14 protein-coding genes are annotated in these 16,173 nt (G+C 68.1%); 6 read left to right on the plus strand and 8 right to left on the minus strand.

Translation table 11 applies throughout. The features are described from left to right. Nucleotides 1-130: 130 nt before the first annotated feature. Genes pstC through pstB form a run of 3 tightly spaced genes read left to right on the plus strand, consistent with a single transcriptional unit; the run spans nucleotide 131 to nucleotide 2,748 of the window. Entirely contained in the window at nucleotides 131-1,051 is a 921-nt protein-coding gene (pstC, locus tag ACZ7OI_RS04735; RefSeq protein WP_470262829.1) for a phosphate ABC transporter permease subunit PstC, read from the plus strand. Between the two features lie 2 nt (nucleotides 1,052-1,053). Further along, nucleotides 1,054-1,968 carry a phosphate ABC transporter permease PstA gene (gene pstA, locus ACZ7OI_RS04740; protein WP_470262830.1) on the plus strand — a complete coding sequence of 305 codons (915 nt, stop codon included), beginning with the start codon at nucleotides 1,054-1,056 and terminating at the stop codon, nucleotides 1,966-1,968. Between the two features lie 3 nt (nucleotides 1,969-1,971). Beyond that, nucleotides 1,972-2,748: a phosphate ABC transporter ATP-binding protein PstB gene (gene pstB / locus ACZ7OI_RS04745; RefSeq protein ID WP_116204524.1), complete on the plus strand. Its 777-nt coding sequence runs from the start codon at nucleotides 1,972-1,974 to the stop codon at nucleotides 2,746-2,748. A gap of 114 nt (nucleotides 2,749-2,862) precedes the next feature. On the opposite strand, the gene phoU is transcribed toward pstB, so the two are convergent. The 3 genes from phoU to ACZ7OI_RS04760 all read right to left on the minus strand — a co-directional run bounded on the left by phoU (nucleotide 2,863) and on the right by ACZ7OI_RS04760 (nucleotide 6,637). Next, nucleotides 2,863-3,537, minus strand: a complete 675-nt coding sequence (phoU, locus tag ACZ7OI_RS04750) for a phosphate signaling complex protein PhoU (protein WP_470262831.1) — start codon at nucleotides 3,535-3,537, stop codon at nucleotides 2,863-2,865. An 83-nt stretch (nucleotides 3,538-3,620) separates the two neighbouring features. After that, entirely contained in the window at nucleotides 3,621-4,997 is a 1,377-nt protein-coding gene (locus ACZ7OI_RS04755; protein WP_470262832.1) for an LCP family protein, read from the minus strand. Between the two features lie 761 nt (nucleotides 4,998-5,758). Then, on the minus strand, nucleotides 5,759-6,637 hold the full coding sequence (locus ACZ7OI_RS04760; protein WP_470262833.1) for a hypothetical protein: 879 nt from the start codon (nucleotides 6,635-6,637) through the stop codon (nucleotides 5,759-5,761). An 838-nt stretch (nucleotides 6,638-7,475) separates the two neighbouring features. Here ACZ7OI_RS04760 and ACZ7OI_RS04765 point away from each other — a divergent pair. Beyond that, nucleotides 7,476-7,703 carry a hypothetical protein gene (locus ACZ7OI_RS04765; protein WP_470262834.1) on the plus strand — a complete coding sequence of 76 codons (228 nt, stop codon included), beginning with the start codon at nucleotides 7,476-7,478 and terminating at the stop codon, nucleotides 7,701-7,703. Between the two features lie 720 nt (nucleotides 7,704-8,423). On the opposite strand, the gene ACZ7OI_RS04770 is transcribed toward ACZ7OI_RS04765, so the two are convergent. From ACZ7OI_RS04770 to ACZ7OI_RS04780, 3 genes are all read right to left on the minus strand, one after another. Next, nucleotides 8,424-9,083 carry a GGDEF domain-containing protein gene (locus ACZ7OI_RS04770; RefSeq protein ID WP_378399435.1) on the minus strand — a complete coding sequence of 220 codons (660 nt, stop codon included), beginning with the start codon at nucleotides 9,081-9,083 and terminating at the stop codon, nucleotides 8,424-8,426. Nucleotides 9,084-9,198: 115 nt separating this feature from the next. Further along, entirely contained in the window at nucleotides 9,199-9,762 is a 564-nt protein-coding gene (gene idi / locus ACZ7OI_RS04775; RefSeq protein WP_470262835.1) for an isopentenyl-diphosphate Delta-isomerase, read from the minus strand. A gap of 148 nt (nucleotides 9,763-9,910) precedes the next feature. Continuing rightward, nucleotides 9,911-10,744, minus strand: coding sequence for an alpha/beta fold hydrolase (locus ACZ7OI_RS04780; RefSeq protein ID WP_470262836.1), 834 nt, complete (start codon nucleotides 10,742-10,744; stop codon nucleotides 9,911-9,913). A 164-nt stretch (nucleotides 10,745-10,908) separates the two neighbouring features. Between ACZ7OI_RS04780 and ACZ7OI_RS04785 the strand changes: the two genes are divergently transcribed. After that, nucleotides 10,909-11,328: an Hsp20/alpha crystallin family protein gene (locus tag ACZ7OI_RS04785; protein ID WP_470262837.1), complete on the plus strand. Its 420-nt coding sequence runs from the start codon at nucleotides 10,909-10,911 to the stop codon at nucleotides 11,326-11,328. A gap of 78 nt (nucleotides 11,329-11,406) precedes the next feature. Here the strand turns inward: ACZ7OI_RS04785 and ACZ7OI_RS04790 are convergent, their stop codons facing one another. Together ACZ7OI_RS04790 and dusB are read right to left on the minus strand one after the other, a co-directional pair. After that, on the minus strand, nucleotides 11,407-12,093 hold the full coding sequence (locus ACZ7OI_RS04790; protein WP_470262838.1) for a DUF2306 domain-containing protein: 687 nt from the start codon (nucleotides 12,091-12,093) through the stop codon (nucleotides 11,407-11,409). A 337-nt stretch (nucleotides 12,094-12,430) separates the two neighbouring features. Further along, the gene (gene dusB, locus ACZ7OI_RS04795; RefSeq protein ID WP_470263439.1) at nucleotides 12,431-13,603 is read right to left on the minus strand and encodes a tRNA dihydrouridine synthase DusB; all 1,173 of its coding nucleotides are present in this window, start codon (nucleotides 13,601-13,603) and stop codon (nucleotides 12,431-12,433) included. A gap of 746 nt (nucleotides 13,604-14,349) precedes the next feature. Here dusB and ACZ7OI_RS04800 point away from each other — a divergent pair. Then, complete coding sequence (locus tag ACZ7OI_RS04800) at nucleotides 14,350-16,101, plus strand: DUF2339 domain-containing protein (RefSeq protein WP_470263440.1); 1,752 nt, start codon at nucleotides 14,350-14,352, stop codon at nucleotides 16,099-16,101. The last annotated feature ends 72 nt before the right edge of the window (nucleotides 16,102-16,173 follow it).

Below are 16,173 nucleotides of genomic sequence, written 5' to 3' on the forward strand. Positions count from 1 at the left end.
GACGCGAACGCCCACCGGCGACCCCGGTGGGCGTTCGTCGTCCGCCCGAGCGTTCCCGGAGGATCCGATTTCGGACAAGCCACCCGCGCCGGCGCCCGAAGCGCCCCCCGCGCGGAAGAAGCCGACGAAGGTGCGAGCCGGTGACCGCATCTTCCAGAATCTGACCACCGGGGCCGGGATTTTCGTCGTCGCCCTGATCGCCTTGATCGGGATTTTCCTGGTCGTCCAGGCGATTCCGGCGCTGAAGGCGGACAAGGTCAACTTCCTGTTCAACCACGGGTGGTCGACGAACGACCCGGCGAACATGGCGTTCGGCATCGCCGACCTCGCCGAGGTCACCGTGGCGACCTCGGTGGTGGCGCTGATCATCGCGATGCCGATCTCGCTGGGCATCGCGCTGTTTCTCACCCAGTACGCGCCGTCGAAACTGGCCCGGCCGTTCGCCTACGTCGTGGACCTGCTCGCCGCGGTGCCGTCGATCATTTTCGGCCTGTGGGGCATTCTCGTGTTCGCGCCCGCGATCGAGCCGTTTTCCGAGTGGGTCAACAGCACTTTCTCGTGGATTCCGATTTTCGCGCCGGGCAACATCGCGCCGAACGTGCGCGGCACCATTTTCACCGCCGGAATCGTGCTGGCGGTGATGATCCTGCCGATCATCACGTCGCTTACCCGCGAGGTTTTCGAGCGCACGCCGACCGCGCAGATCGAGGGCGCGCTCGCGCTCGGCGCCACGCGCTGGGAGGTCATTCGCACCACGGTGCTGCCGTTCGGCAAGGCCGGTTTCGTCGGTGCGTCGATGCTCGGCCTCGGCCGCGCACTCGGTGAAACCATTGCGCTGGCGGTGATCCTGCTGATCCCGCAGGGCCGCAACTTCGACTGGAGCCTCTTCGACGGCGGCGCGACGTTCGCCTCGAAGATCGCCCAGAACTACAGCGAGTTCAACAACCCGACCTCGGCCGGCGCCTACATCGCGGCCGGTCTGGTGCTGTTCGTGCTGACGTTCCTGGTCAACTTCGCCGCCCGCTCGATCGTCGGCAAGAAGGGGGAGTGACCATGTCGACCACCCTCGAACGGCCCGCCACGACACCGGCTTTCCAGCAGGTGAGTGCGGCCCGCAAGGCCAAAAACGGCGTAGCCACCGTGCTGGTGTGGCTGTCGTTCCTGATCGCCGTCGTCCCGCTGGTGTGGGTGCTGTACACGGTGATCGCCAACGGGATCAAGCGGATCCCGTACAGCAACTGGTGGGGCCAGGACTTCGGTTCGGTGCTCGGCGACGAGGTCGGCGGGGGCGTGCTGCACGCGGTCATCGGCACCCTGATGCAGGGTGTGGTGTGCGCGGTCATCTCGGTGCCGATCGGCCTGCTGGTCGCGATCTACCTCGTCGAGTACGGCCGCGGCAAGCTGGCCAGGGCGACCACGTTCATGGTGGACATCCTGTCCGGTGTTCCGTCCATTGTGGCCGCTCTGTTCATTTACGCGCTGTGGGTCACCACGCTCGGCCTGCCGCGCAGCGGGTTCGCGGTGTCACTGGCGTTGGTGCTGCTGATGATTCCGGTCGTCGTCCGCTCGTCGGAGGAAATGCTGCGGATCGTGCCGGACGACCTGCGCGAGGCTTCTTACGCGCTGGGCGTGCCGAAGTGGAAGACGATCATGAAGATCGTGCTTCCGACGGCGCTGTCGGGCATTCTCGGCGGCATCATGATGGCGCTCGCCCGCGTGATGGGCGAAACCGCGCCGCTGCTGGTGCTCGTCGGCTACACGTCTTACGTCAACTGGAACATCTTCAGCGGGGAGCAGGCGTCGCTGCCGTTGGTGATGAACAACGAACGCGCCACCAACTCGATGGACCCCGGCAGCGTCGGCTTCGACCGGATCTGGGGAGCCGCGCTCACCCTGGTGCTCATCATCGCCGTGATCAACCTGCTCGCCACGGTCCTTTCCCGCATCGTCGCCCCGAAGAAGAAGTGAGTCATGGCCAAGCGAATCGACGTCAAAGACCTGGACATCTACTACGGCAAGTTCCACGCCGTGGACAGCGTCACGCTGAACGTCCCGCCGCGGAACGTGACCGCGTTCATCGGGCCGTCGGGTTGTGGCAAGTCGACGGTGCTGCGCACGCTGAACCGCATGCACGAGGTCATTCCCGGCGCTCGGGTCGACGGCCAGGTGCTGCTCGACGGCGAGGACATCTACGCCTCGGCGGTGGACCCGGTGCAGGTGCGCCGCACCATCGGCATGGTGTTCCAGCGGCCGAACCCGTTCCCCACGATGTCCATTAAGGACAATGTGGTGGCCGGGCTTCGCTTGGGCGGGACCAAAAACCGCAAGCAGCTCGACGAGATCGCCGAGCGGGCGCTGCGCGGCGCGAACCTGTGGAACGAGGTCAAGGACCGGCTGAACAAGCCGGGCGGCGGCCTTTCCGGCGGTCAGCAGCAGCGGCTCTGCATCGCGCGGGCGATCGCGGTGCAGCCGGACGTGCTGCTGATGGACGAGCCGTGCTCGGCGCTGGACCCGATCTCGACGCTCGCGATCGAGGACCTGATCGGCGAGCTGAAGAAGGAATACACGATCGTCATCGTGACGCACAACATGCAGCAGGCGGCGCGGGTTTCGGACCAGACCGCGTTCTTCAACCTGGCCGGCGTCGGCCAGCCCGGGCGGTTGATCGAGCTGAACGACACGGAGAAGATCTTCTCCAACCCGGACGAGAAGGCCACCGAGGACTACATCTCGGGCCGCTTCGGCTGATTCCACTGTGGACGGCCGCCCTGGGTTTATCGCCAGGGCGGCCGTTTTTCATTTCCGGGCACTAAAAAACCGCCACCCGCGCTTGGCCCGGGTGGCGGTTTGCGTTGTGGTGCCTCAGATGGTCAGGTCCTCGTCGTCGGTGCCGTAGCCGGGCATCCGACCGGTGACCACGAAAATCATCCGCTTGGCGACGGACACCGCGTGGTCGGCGTAACGCTCGTAGAAGCGGCCGAGCAGCGTGACGTCGACGGCGGAAGCGACACCGTGCGGCCATTCGCGGTCCATCAGCACGGTGAACAGGTGCCGGTGCAGATCGTCGACCTGGTCGTCCTCGGCCTCGAGATCCTTGGCGGCGGCCACGTCCTTGGTCTTGATGACGGCTTCGACCTGGCGGGCGAGCCCGACCGCGGCGCGGCCCATCTCGGAGAAGTACGGCTTGACCGCGTCCGGCAGCACCGGATCGGGGTGGCGGCGGCGGGCGGCCTTGGCGACGTGCAGGGCGAGATCTCCCATGCGCTCCAGGCTTTCCGCCGCGTGGATGGCGGCGAGCACGGTGCGCAGATCGGTCGCGACCGGGGCCTGCAGCGCGAGCAGCGCGTACGCCTGCTCCTCGCATTCGGCGCGCGCGTCGTCGACCTTCGCGTCGTCGCTGATCACCTGCTCGGCGAGGCCGAGGTCGACCTCCAGCAGTGCTTTGGTGGCCCGCTCCATGGCGTCGGCAACCTGGACCGACATCGCGGCCAGGTTTTCGGCGAGCTGATCGAGTTCCACATGGTAGGCCTCACGCATGACCACACCCTACGACGTGGACTGGCCGAATACCGCATCGCTGGGTGAACCGCATGTGAACCCCGCCTAACGAATCCGAATGATCAGCCCGTGTTGACGCTCTTGCGCGAATCGGCGTTGGCCGGCGGCGCGCTGGCCGCGGTTCCGGCGGGCTGGTTGCCCGGAAGCGGCTTGTTGTCGCGCAACGCGTCGAAGAGGCTCTTGGTCTTTTCCTGGATCAGTACTTCGTTGCCGCGCTTGTTCGGCAGGCCGACGGTGGGCACGGTCATGAAGTTGATGTTGGCCGGGTCCAGCCCGCGCATCGACTGCGCGAGCGTCATCATCTGCTGCACGCCGAGGTTGTCGCCGAACGTGGCGTGCGCGAACGCGGTGATGAAGCCGGACAGTTTTCCTGGATCCAGCACGACATCCGAAGACATGACCTTCTTGAGCAGTGCGCCGATGAACGCCTGCTGCCGCTTGATCCGGCCGTAGTCGGAGGTCGGGTCGCCGATGACGTGCCGGGCGCGCACGTAACTCAGCGCCTGGTCGCCGGAAATGGTCACGTCGCCGGTTTCGGCGAGCACCTTGCCGAGAGTGGTGTCGTCGATCGGTTTCTCGTTGTGCACAGTCACGCCGTGCACCGCGTCGACCATTTCCTTGAACCCGTTGAAGTCGATGCCGATGAAGTGGTTGATCCGAAGGCCGGTGATCTTCTGGATCACTTTCGTCATGCACTGCGGCCCGCCGACCGCGTAGGCGGTGTTGAGCTTCGCGATCTTCTGCTCGCGCACGACCTCGTCGGTAGTCTGCGATTTGGCCGGGTCCCACCGGTTGCAGTCCGGGCGGTCGATTTCGAGGTCCCGGGGGAACGAAACGACGACGACCCGCTTCCGGTCCGCGGGAACGTGCGCCACCATCACCGTGTCCGACCGCGCGCCAGGGATATTCGACGCGTCCCCGACATTTTCCTCGGACGACGCCCCGTCCCGCGAATCGGAGCCGACCATGAGGAAGTTCTCGTCGTTGGCCTGCGCGTCGGCGTTCTGGATGTCGGAAGAGTTCTCGTCCAGCGCGGAAACCTCGGTGAACTTGGCGTCGAACCACGTGACCGCGCCCCAGGCGACCCCGGTGCCGATGAAGATCAGCACGGCGACCACGATCAACGCGATCCGCCCGATCCGGATATTGCGCGCGATATGCCGCTGCTTTTTCTCCTGCAGCCGAGTCTGCTCGGATTGTTCGGCGGGCTTTTCTTCTTCCTCGTCGTCTTCTTTGTCCAGCAAAACGACCCGCTGCAACGCGGTCCGGGTCTGCTCGAACAACGCCATCGACCGGGTAGTGAGCCGCTCCCGCCGTTCCCGGCGCTTCGCCTCCTCAGCCGCCGCGTCGTCGTGCGCGGCCGAGAACCGAGCGAGACTGTGATCGATCTTGCGACGGTACTGAGTCGCCTCGTCGATCACCTCCATCTCGTCGGTCATGGTGAGCGGATCCATCTCAGCCCGCGCCGCCACAGCCGACTTCACCGGCGCACGCCGCGGCCGCTTGCCGTTCGGCCCCTCGACCGCCGGGCTCAGTTGCGTGCGCTCCGGATCGGCGTCCGGTTTGACTGCCGGGCTGAGCTGGGTGCGTTCGGGGTCAGCGTCGGGTTTGACTGCCGGGCTGAGCTGAGTCCGCTCGGGATCCGCGGGGTGCTCCGGGGCCTCGGCCGGGCTGAGACTGAGCCCCTTGACCGGCGTGAACTGCGTCCGATCGCCCGCGAGCGCCTTCCCGCCGAGCGGGGGGCGTTCAGGCTCCGACCCACGCCGAGGTCGCTCACCACGCCGCGGTCGCTCGGGCGCGCCTTGCGGACTGGCGCTGTCGATCGCGGAACCGTCGCCGTCGAGGAACGGACTGAGCTGAGTCTGCTCAAGCCCCCTTGCGCCACCGCGTGGCCGGGGACCTTGGCCAGGCTTGCCTCGCAACCGATCCGGCTCGATCGCCGGACTGAGCTGGGTCCGCTCGAGCCCGTCCTCCGGCTCTGCGCCGTTGACGGCGCTGGGCCGCCGCGCACCTGCTACCCGTCGACCAGGGATCCGGTGCCCGCCGGAGTCCTGCCCGGGGCTTCGCTGCGCGTCGGGGTCGGGTCCGCCGGGCATTGCTGCCGAGTCGGGCCCGCCCACCGGTTGCCCTGCGGACTCCGGGCTTGCCGCCCGTCGCCTGGTCGGGCCGGGGACTGGCATTGCCGCCGATTCAGGACCGGCTACTGGTTGCCCGGCGGGTGCTCGTCGCCCGGCAGGACCGGGCATCGGCATCGCCGCAGACTCAGGCCCGCCGATCGGTTGCCCCGCGGACTCAGCCCCAGCTGCCCGTCGCCTCGCCTGACCGGGCATTCGCTGCTCGCCCGACTCCGGACCAGGTACCCGGTGCCCGCCAGAGTCTTGACCGGGCGTCCGCGGCCCAGCGGAGTCGGGGCTGGCCAACCGGTGCTCGTCGGGCATCGGTGGAACCGCCGAGTCAGGACCAGCGATCCGTTGCTCGCCAGGCATCCGTTGCGCAGCCGCGCCGGGATCGACGAGCGGCTGCCCACCAACACCCGGCCCAGCCGACCGCGGTCCGCCGGGGCCAGCCATTCGCGGCCCGTCCAATTCCGGACCAGGCAACCGATGCCCGCCAGAATCCGGACCGGGACCCCGTTGCCCAGGAGCGTTCTCCGCACCGTGCGGCCGCCGAGGCCCAGGCGGATCCGGCGAAACCGGAACCCCGCCACCCTGCCGAGGCCGAGGCGGAAACCCGTCCGCCCGCCGACGCCGAGGCTGCATCCCCAGCTCCGGAGAACCCAAATCCTGCTTGGCGCTCCCGGACACCCCGTCGTCCGCAGGCCCAGCCCCGGCCGCACGCCGCCGCTGCGGTTCTCCCGGCCGCCCACCAGTCTCACCCGGACCAGGCCGCCCACCAGTCTCGCTCGGACCAGGCTGTCCGCCCAGCTCGCTCGGACCAGGCGGCCCGCCAGCGTCGCCCGGACCAAGCCGACCACCCAGCTCCACGGACCGGCCTTCAGCTTCGTCAAGCCGCCCACCAGCGTCGCCAGACCCCATCGGACGACTACCAGGCTCGGCAATCCGCCCACCCGGCTCCCCACGACGGCCACCGGCCAGCCCGGCTACCTCGCCAGGCCCAGTCCCGTCGGAATATCCACCCCCGGCGTTCTGCTCGCCCAAGTCCCTGCGACGACCACCGGGCCCGCCGACTTCACCAGGCTCAACCCGATAAGCCCCAGCCTCCCGACGTCGAGCGCCCCCACCAGACTCGCCGCTCCGAACATCCCCACCGGCACCATCCACCGGCAACCCGGCAACATCCGGAGCACCGTGGCGATTGCCATCAGGCACCGCACCGCCGAGAAGCGCCCGCCCGCCCACTCGCGCAGCAGTCCCGCCGTTGACGTCCGAAACGCCACCACGACGATCCCCATTCGCCCGACGGCCGCCGGAAAAACCATCGTCATCGCCCGAGGAACCACCGCGCGGGTTGCCGATCCCGTTGACCTGGCCGTTCACGGGTACGTCGGCTGCTGGCCCGCTGGCTCCGTTCCTGAAACCGGAACCGTCGGCACCTTCTCGACCGTGCCGATTGCCAACGCCATTGGCCAGGTCGGGGCCCGAGGCCACGTCTTCTTCCGCAGCGCCACCGTGTCGGTTGCCGCGCCCGTTTGCCCGTCTGCCAATCGAGTCGTCGATTCCGGCCGGTTCGCTGTGCCGACTGCCGATTCCGTTGACGCGTCCGTTCGCCGGTCCGCCGACTGGCGGGACGTCGTCCGCCGCAGACTCGCCGTGCCGACTGCCGACCCCGTTGACGCGCCCGTTCGCCGGTCCGCCAACTGGTCCCGCCGCGGGTTCGCTGTGCCGACTGCCGATTCCGTTGACGCGTCCGTTCGCCGATCCGCCGATTTGCGGGAGATCGCCCGCCGCAGGCTCGCCATGCCGACTGCGGAACCCGTTTGCCCGGCTGCCAGCCGAACCGGTGTCTACTCCGGCCGGTTCACCGTGCCGTCCGCCGACTCCGTTGGCGTAGCCGTTTGTTCGCCCGCCCGCTGGTACGTCGTCTACCGCAGGCTCGCCATGCCGACCGCCGAACCCGTTAGCCCGCCTGCCAGCCGTGCCGTTGCTGCCTCCGGCCAGCTCGTCGCCGCGCCCGTCCGCTACTGAAGCGTCATCCTCCGCCGACCCGCCGTGCCGTCCGCCGTCCCCATTGACCTGCCCATTCGCCCGATCGCCGCCCAGATCCGAGGCATCCCCCGGCTCAGCGTGCCGACTTCCGACCCCGTTGGCGTGCCCATTCGCCCGCCGCCGGCCCGGTTCGGCGGGCAACCCGGTGCCACCGTTCGCCCCCAAAAAACCAGCGTCCGGCTCTGCTCGCCGTCGTCCCGGCTCGGGTCTTTCGGCGTCCGCGCGGCGTCGTCCGGGCTCTGCCCGGCGGGCACCCGGTTCCGCGAGCCGGCTCACCGGCTCCGAGAGTTGCGTCCCGGGATCCTCGGCGAAGGCAGGGCGTTCCCCGGTGTGCCGCGCGACCACGTCGGACACGCTGATGCCGCCGTGAGTGTCCATCGAACGGCGGCGTCCGCCTCGGGGCCGTGCCGTGCTGTCGGAATGGCGACCGGTGCCGGGGGTGTTGCGCTCGTCGGGCACTCGGTCTCCTCTCGCACGTCAGGCGCCAGGCTGGGGCGGCTTACCTTTGAACACCCGGCGGCTTCGCCGGGTCTCCCAGGACTCGTCGTACCGGGGGAGCTTTTCGTTATCGTACGGATACCCGCCGTTCGTGACGACACCCTCCCGCGAATTTCTTCACCATGAGTCGACCTAAGGCGCACTGAAGCGGACGAACAGGTGAAGTTCGGGTTCGATGAATGGAGTAATCGCAGGCGTGCGTTACTCAGAGTGCGTAATTACCTGCGCGGTCTCGCGGTCATGGAAAGCGACCTTGTTGCGGCCGGCCCGCTTCGCGGCGTAAAGGAGATTGTCGGCGCGATGGAGCTGACGCGGCCCGGATTCGGTGCCGTGCGCGAGGCCGACGCTGATCGTAACCCGAAGGCCCGGCTGCAGTTCTGACCAGGGATGACGAGCGACCCGCAGGCGTGCGGCGTCGGCGACCCGGACGGCTCCCCGATGATCGATTCCCGGCAGGACGAGAGCGAATTCCTCGCCGCCGTACCGTGCGCAGAACGCATCGGCCGGCAGCCCCTCCTGAAGGAGATCGGCGACCCGGCAGAGGACGCGGTCGCCGAGAAGGTGACCGTACGTATCGTTCACGGACTTGAACCGGTCCAGGTCGACCAGGGCAACGGCCACCGCGGCCGGCAGTTCGGGCAGCCGCTGGTCGAGGTAGCGGCGGTTGTAGCTCGAGGTGAGCGGGTCGCGAAGACTGCCCGCTCGGGCAATGTCGAGCGCCGAGCGCAGGTGCCGGTAGGCCCGCCGCCAGTCGCCGCGCGTCGCGAACAGGTCCGCGATGGACTCGTGCAACGTGAGCAGGTCTGGCGCGGTCTCCCCCGTTCCGAGCTCGTCGTCCGCCGACACTCTGACCTCCGCCACTCCATCGTTTTCGTCGTAAAGGAGCGGCAGCTTGAGTCATCGGTACGTACGAAGGTGAATTTCGCTCAAGTGGACGACGGACTTCCGCTGATGTCACGCAGCGGAGTTCTCCGCCTCAGAGCGCGGAAAAGGGCTTTTTGTCCTTGAGCTGCGCGAATTGATCACGAGCCCAGTAACTCGCGTCAGTCGCCGGATCCGTGATCCACTGTGTGTAATCAGCCCAGGAAATCCATCGCCAGCCGCCCACCTCTTCGGGATTCGGCCGCGGATCGACGTCCGTCCACGCGGCGAACACCGGACAGAACTCGTTCTCCACGATCCCCTGGAAGGGCGGCGTGCGGTAGCGGTACGTGGGCAACACGCACTCGAGGTCCTCGAGCCCGGGCAGCCCGAGCTCGTACGAGGCCCGCCGGCGCACGGCGGCCTCCAACGCTTCGGCGGGCGCGGGATGACCGCACACGCTGTTGGTCCACACCGCCGGCCATACCTTCTTGTGCGGCGCGCGTTGGGTGATCAGCAGGGCGTTGTCCGAACGGCGCAGGACGTAGCAGGAGAACGCGAGGTGCAGCCGCGTCTCGGCGTGATGACTGGCGAGCTTCGGCCCGGTCTCCCCGGTGGGCACGCCGTCCTCGGTCACGAAGACGACGCGTTCGGTTTCGGCTTCAGTGCTGGTGTCCACTCCGGATACTGAACACCACGCACCTACCGGCCGATACCGCGAGCCGGGTGGCCGTTTCGCCCGATTCGAGTGTCGGATCTTCACGCAGCGCTCGAACCCCGAGCCCGTCGGACGCCCAGCCGAACGACGACGCAGGCCAGACCCGGTGTCACCGGCTGCCGAGATGCTCGACGATCAACGAGGTCAAAGCCTCCGGCGCTTCCTCCGCGACCCAGTGCGACACCTCCTCCAGCATCTCGAACCGGTACGGCCCGGTGCACCAATTCGCCGTGTCGAGCGCGGCGGTCGAACCGAAGGCGACGTCCTCCGTGGACCACACATACATCGCCGGCACCGAAATCTTGCCGATCTTCCCGCCCGGACGCCCGGCTCGGTACCAGTTCAGCGCGGCGGTGAGCGCGCCTGGTTCGGACAGTCGCTGGACGTACTCGTCGATCTTGCTCGGCGGGATGCGCCGGTCGAAGATTTCGCGCAGCGCCTTGGCGTTGTCGGCCAGCATGCGCTGCTCGGTCGCGGGCGTCTGCCGCCACTCCGTCATATAGGCCGACCGCAGGTGCTGGTCCTCGTCCGTCCGCATCGCTTCGGCGAGCGCCCCGGGGTGCGGCGTGGACACCACGGTGAGGCTGCGCAGCCGGTCGGGGTGCTCGTCGGCCGTCCACCACGCGACCGCACCACCCCAGTCGTGGCCGACCAGATCGAACTTGCTCCATCCGAGCACGTCGGCCATTGCCACGACGTCGGACACCAGCGTCGTGATGCCGTATTCGGCCGGGCGCTCGGGCCGAACATCCGGCGAATAACCGCGCTGATCCGGCGCGATCGCGCGGTATCCGAGCACGCCGAGCGTCGCCACCTGGTGCTCCCACTCCACGGCGGCCTGGGGAAAGCCGTGCAGCAGCAGTACCGGACGGCCGTCTTCGGGGCCGGCCGCGATTGCGTCGAAGGATCCCGCGTCGGTCGGGATCGTCAGCTGGTCGATCACGAGTCGCACTCTACGGACAGGCACCGACAGTTTCGGGCGGTCTCTCGCTGTCACTGTGATCTGAGCTACACGGGAACAAATAAGTTGAGTCGTACGTTGGCAACTTTGCAAGCCTTGGTCAGCGCCCCACCAGCTGGCCGCAGTTGTCCGAAAGGGGATTCGACATGCTGATCCGCACCGACCCGTTCGCCCAGTTCGACCGCCTGACCCAGCAGTTCTTCGGCGGTCAGGGCACCGCGTCGCGCTCCGTCCCGATGGACGCTTACCGAGCCGGCGACGAGTACGTCATCCAGTTCGACCTCCCGGGAATCGCGCGCGACTCTATTGACGTGAGCGTCGAGCGCAACGTGCTCACCGTCCGCGCCGAGCGCACCCCGGTCACGGTCGAGGACGCGCAGGTTCAGGTGTCCGAGCGGCCGCGCGGCAAGTTCTCGCGCCAGCTGTTCCTCGGCGACACGCTCGACACCACGCGCATCGCCGCGGACTACGTCGACGGCGTGCTGACGCTGCGCATCCCGGTCTCCGAGAAGGCCCAGCCGCGCAAGATCACCGTCGGCGGCGCACCGCAGGAGATCGACGCCTGAGGCCTGCGGACCGAAGTTGTCCCCAGGTTGTCCACAGTGGGTTGTGGATAACCTGGGGACAATTGCTATCTGTGCAGGTCAGATGGGGATATTCACGCGCTCGGCGGGTTGGCGCTTACGCATCAGCGGCGCGATCGTGCGGTTGAGGACGAAGTACTCCGCGACGACCACGCAGATCGTGATCGAACCCCACGCGCTCGTCGTGTAGATGTCGGCGAAGCTCAGCGTCGGGAAGATGCCCTTCATCGCCGCGCCGATGCCGAGGAAGCCGCGGAGCACGACCGCGGCGAAACTCAGCGCGTAGTTGCGGATCATCCAGATGCGGTGGAGCTGGATCTGGCCCTGCCGGATGAAGGCGTAGCCGCGGTAGAGCGTGTAGAGCCACGCGACGGACAGCAGGTAGAAGGCGATTTGCGCCGAGATGCCGTCGACCGAGAACGTTGCCGCCACGAGTGCGGCGACCGCGGCGAAGATCATGCTCACCACGTAGACGCGGCCGAGTACCCGGTGGAGTTTCGGCGGTCGGGCGCGCAGTCTCCGGGAGAATTGGAACGGTCCGATCAGCAGCACCAGGCTCGCGGGCAGGGCGTGCAGCACGATCGTCAGGTAGTGCGAGGCGATCGCCGGGTTGAGCGGGATCCGGCTCAGGGCCGGGTCGCCGGTCAGGTAGGTCGTGGCGGAGAACAGCGCGACGCCGACGACGGACACCGCGACCGCGGCCAAGGCGATCCGTCGACGGCTGCGGCGGGAAACGGCGAAAGTCATCACGAAACTCCTGCTCGGACTGGGTCTGGGCAGTGAGCGTCTCGTGATGGCGGGGGTGGCCGCGTCGGTGAGAATTGCGTAGATCGGGTGGTACGCGAGGGGTTTGCCGTCGCTGCTGGCTCGGCGAGGTGCCGAGTTCGCGGTCGCTGTTGTGATGCGACCTCTGCGGTGCGGTGAAGTCCGCGACGACAGGGTTTCTAGCTTCCGAACCGCTGCTGCGCGGGCGACGGTGTCCCCGCCGACACGGTCCGCCACGGTCGCTCCGGTACCGCGGTCCGTCGTGGTTGCTCTAGTACCGCGGTTGATCAGCTCGTTCCGTCTGGCTGATCCCTGCTGGTCAGCCGCCGGAGTGCATGTCCTCGGCCTCGGGGACGCAGTCGTCGTCCGGGTCGTCCAGCCAGCCGTGCGGGAGCGTCACCTTGCCCGGCGAGCCCTGGCGTCCGCGCGGGCCGGTGGCGGCCTCGGGGAAGGGGGCTTCGTGGTCGAGCTGGGCGATCAGGTCGTCGAGCTGGTCCATCGACGAGAGCATCGCGAAGCCGCGCCGCAACTCGGAGCCGACCGGGAAGCCCATCAGGTACCAGGCCATGTGCTTGCGAATGTCGCGCATCGCCTTGTCGTGGCCGTCGTGCTCGATGAGCAGTTCGGTGTGGCGGCGCAGGACGCGGGCGACTTCGCCGAGGTTCGGCCCCGCCGGGATCTCCCGGCCTTGGAACGCCGCCTCCAGTTCGCCGAATAGCCACGGCCGACCGAGGCAGCCGCGCCCGACGACGACGCCGTCGCAGCCGGTCTCGGCGACCATGCGGAGCGCGTCGTCCGCGCTGAAGATGTCGCCGTTGCCCAGCACCGGAATGCTGGTGACGGCCTCCTTGAGGGCGGCGATCTTGGTCCAGTCGGCCTGGCCGGAGTAGCGCTGCGCGGCGGTGCGCGCGTGCAGACTGACGGCGGCCGCTCCCTCGGCTTCGGCGATGCGTCCGGCGTCGAGGAACGTCTGGTGGTCGTCGTCGATGCCGACGCGGAACTTCACGGTGAACGGGACGCCACCTTCAGCCGCCGCCTTCGCCGACTCGCGCACGATGTCCGCGAACAGCCGCCGCTTGAACGGCAGCGCCGCGCCGCCGCCCTTTCGCGTCACCTTCGCGACAGGGCAACCGAAGTTACTGTCCACGTGGTCGGCGAGGCCTTCGCCGACGATGATCCGGACCGCCTCGGCCATCGTCTTCGGGTCGACTCCGTAAAGCTGCATGGACCTCGGCTTTTCGTGCTCGCCGAAGGTCATCATGTGCATCGTGCCGGGGTGCCGCTCGACGACCGCGCGGGCGGTGATCATCTCGCACACGTAGATGCCCGCGCCGTACTCCTGGCAGAGCTGCCGGAACGCCACGTTGGTGATCCCCGCCATGGGAGCGAGCACGACGGGAGGATCGACCTGGTAGGGGCCGATCTTCAACGTGGGCGCGCTCAAGGTGGCAGTCACGCTTCCATTGTCGCCCGTGACGTGCGGCACACGCATCCGGGCAGCTCCGGTGGTCACGAGACCATCTCGTGTCCAGCCTTGAGTAGTGCTACGGATCCGATCATCGTGCCGTTTCGCTGACGATGTCCGGTATGACCACGGAAGCTGCAACGCTCCACCGCCTGGCCGGCGAACTGGACGACCTCGGCCGCCGCCTGACCCACGTAGGCGCCGAACTCCGCGCAGTGCACCTCCAGCCCGAGCCGGCCACCGACCAGCCCGCCGAGGCACCCATGCCGGGCACAGCGGCGGCCTCTCAGCAGACGCCGGGCCAGTCAGGCCGCCACGCCGAGCCAGCAGCATCGACCGGAGAGGCGTCGGAGTCGGCCAATCCGCCCGGCGGCACTCAGCCGGTCAGCTCGGACTCGGCCGCGCAAGGACCTGCCGATGTGCCAGGCGCGTCCGCTGCGCCGGCTCAGGACTCCGCGCCGGGCGAGCCGACCGCGTCAGGCCGCTCTGCCGGGCAGGGCCCGGTCGCCGAATCTGGCGATGCTGGTGTGCAAGGCCAGTCAGCCGAGCCAGGCCGCTCCGCTGGACCAACCCAGCCTCCCGCCGCGGGTAACCCTGCCGCGCAGGGATACCCGACTGCTCCAGGCCACTCGCCCGCCCCGGGCTACCCAGCTCCGCAGGGCGCAGGCCCGTACCTGTACCCGGCCTACTCGACCGCGCACGGTGCGGCGTACCACCCCCACCCGGGCTACTACCCGTACAACCCTTACGCAGCTGCGTATTCCGCCCAAGCTATGACCGGCGCGACCCACCCGTCGACACCGTCACCCGGGGCCGGGCAGCCCGCCGCCGAGGATGCCGCCGGGCAGTCCGCTGCCGCCCAGCCGGGCCACGGACAGCCCGCCGCTGACCAGTTCTCGGCCGGACAGTTCGCCGCCGGACGGTCAGGCCAAGAACACCTGCAGGCAGCTGCGCAGAACTCGCCATATGGCCCGCCGCCCTTCGCTCAGCCGCCGTACGGCCAGCAGCCCTATGCCCAGCCGCTGTACACCCCACCTCCGACGCTCCGTGAGCGACTCGGCCGCGAAGGAGCCGGATCGCGACTGCTGGCGTGGGTCGGCGGTGCGGTGACCTTGCTTGGGGTTGTCCTGCTGCTGATTCTGGCCATCCAGCGCGGCTGGCTCGCCCCGCTGCCGCGGGTGGCGGTCGGCGCTGCGTTCGGCGGGATCCTTGTCGGCGCGGGTGCTTGGCTGCACCGCAAACCGGCTGCGCGCACCGGTGCGTTCGCCCTTGCCGCCACTGGGATCGCGACGCTCTACCTCGACACTGTCGCTGCCACCTCCTTGTACGATTTCTTACCGGTTCCCGCCGGGCTCGCGGTCGGCTTCGCGGTCGCGGTGGGCGGGCTTTTGCTTGCGGTCAAATGGGATTCCTCTCTCTTGGCGAATGCCGTGGTGGGAGGATGCGGTGTGTGCGCGCCCCTGATCACTTGGGGTTTCACCTATGAACTCGTGACGTTCCTTCTCATGATCCAGATCGCGACCGTTCCTGTCCAGCTCCGACGGTCAGGGTCGCCCCTTTCGTTTACTGCAGCCATTCCTCCCTTGACAACGGCGCTGATCGGTATCGGGCTGCGCACCTTGCCGGTATGGGCAGTGATTGCCGCCGGTGTCGTCAGCGCGGCGACGGCGCTGATCACGTTGCGGCGTAACGACAATGATCCCTTCTCGCTGTCCGTGCTCGCTGTTGCCCCGCTGCCCGTCCTGGTTGCCGCACTGCTTCTGCATCGGCCGGAATCCGTGTTTCTCGCGGGCGGAACGGCGGTCGTGCTCATCGCGACCTGGCCCATCGTGCGGGGGAATTCCGGTACTGTCGCGGGAATCGCTGGCCTCGTTGCCGCGATGCAAGCGACTGTCACGCAGTTCGATGGCGGAGCGGTCCTGCTTGGCGAAGCGGTCGTGCTCGCGTTCGCGGCGAAGTTCACTCGGAACCGGTTTGCGCTAGGCGGTTCTCTCGCCTTCGCGGTGTTTGGCGGTCTGTTCGTGCTCGGGTCCGAGCTGACGCCGGCACTGCTGATACTTCCGCACTGGCATCCGCGGGATCTTCTTTTCGCTGCTCTGGTCTCGGCCGTGCTTCTTCTGGCCGCTGCGATCGCATTGCCGTGGGCGGCAATTCGGCTCAACATGGTGAAATCGGCCAGTCTTGCGCCTTGGCTGCCTGCGGGGTTGTGCGCGCTCTACGGCGCTGCTGGGCTGGTGCTTGCCGCGTCCATGCTCGTGGCCCCTGGCCGCGTCGGTTTCCTGGTTGGCCACACGCTCGTTACCGTTTCCTGGACAGTGGTCGCGTTTGTCCTTCTCCTGCGAGGGATCGAGGTGGTCGCGTTGCGGATCGCCGGACTGGTGCTCGTGGCCGCCGCGGTGGCGAAGCTCGTGTTGTTCGACCTGTCCGCGCTGGACGGTCTGGCCCGGGTGGGTGCTTTCCTCGGCGCTGGCGTGATCCTGCTCGTGGCGGGGGCGCGGTACGCGCGGGTCGTCGCGTCGCGCTGAACTTGCGAGAAGTCCCCCGATCCGGGGAATCGAGAATTATCTCGGATCGGGGGTTTTCCCTTTCTTAGCAAC

This window comes from Amycolatopsis sp. NPDC114503 (genome assembly GCF_055633655.1).